The following is a 1,222-nucleotide window of genomic DNA, read 5'->3' as shown; positions in this document are numbered from 1 at the left end:
ATCCTGTGCTGCCGCGGTAGGCGCGACTTCCAGAGTGTAGACCTGCCCTGCTTGAACTTCAGTAAAGCCACTGGTCACTTTGATGCCGTTGGTCACGACAATGTCGTTCACATCAAAGTCAGTCACTTGCTCACCAAAATCGATGGTGATCAGACGGTTACCGTTGTAGAGCACGCTAGAGCTAAGCTCTGCGACAGGACCCAGGGTATCGATAGAGATCGGGTTAGAGACACTCAGACCCGTACCGGTATTACCGGCATTGTCAGTCACCAGGCTGTTATCCAGCACCAGCGTCGTCTCATCGGCTTCGATCTTCAGGGTCGGGGTAAACACACCCTTCCACACCGTACGGGGAATAGCTGTACCTTCCACAGGCACCAGCGGTGACAGCGTACCGTTGCTGACACTGATGGCATCACGAGGGTTGGTGACAGACTCAGCGAAGGTCACTGTGACACCCGAGGTCTCACCGGCAATCAAGGCGTCGCTATCAAAGGTGATCGTCCCCTCTGGGCGCTCACCATCAAAACTAATATCGTACTTGGCAGCAACCGCAGTGATCTGTGACAGTGACACTGACGCTTCGCCGGTGCCTGACAGTGAGATCAGTGTGCTGTTAGGTGCATCAAAGCTAACGACGTCCAAATCAGCAGCATTCGCATCACCCTCTTGGGCGGTGTAGCGGAACAGCAGCTGTTTAGACGGCGCACCGCTGACATACTCAGCCGTGGCACCGTTGCTCAGTGACAGTGAAGGCGCATCGCCTTCCAGATCGACCGCTTCAGAGAAGTTAACGATAAACTCAACGCTTTCGCCTAGGCTCACCACCTGGCTAGCACTGTCGATACGGGTAATAAACGGACTTTGGGCGTTAATCGCCACATCGTTGAAGGTGCTCAGGTTGTTCGCAGAGGTGATACGCACATCTACGTCCTGGCCCAGGCTGCCGTTAAAAACGGCATCGTTCTCGGCCAGACCGAGAACACGCAGATCATCAGTGTTGCGATCGCTGGCACCGACAATGTAGCTAAATGTCAGTGTATTGGTGTCAGAACCACCGGTGTAACGGGCAAACCCACCGTTACTCAGTACCAGTGTGGATACACCTTCAGAGGTATCCACATTAACCACACCGGTCATGCGCACGCTAAAGCTGAGCACTTCGCCCACTTTAAAGGCTTCGGTGTCATTATCGAGGTAACGGATCGACTCGATCTTCACA

General features: G+C 53.9%; 1 protein-coding gene. It reads right to left on the bottom strand.

The features are described 5' to 3' along the window. On the bottom strand, nucleotides 1-1,222 hold a 1,222-nt coding region (locus XMM312_RS11435; RefSeq protein WP_173489290.1), incomplete at both ends, for an Ig-like domain-containing protein.

The organism is Marinobacterium sp. xm-m-312 (assembly GCF_013283295.1).
In the GTDB taxonomy this organism is placed as follows: Bacteria; Pseudomonadota; Gammaproteobacteria; order Pseudomonadales; family Balneatricaceae; genus Marinobacterium_E.
Note: the sequence above shows the minus strand (reverse complement) of the source record. Positions and strands in the feature narration are given on the sequence as shown.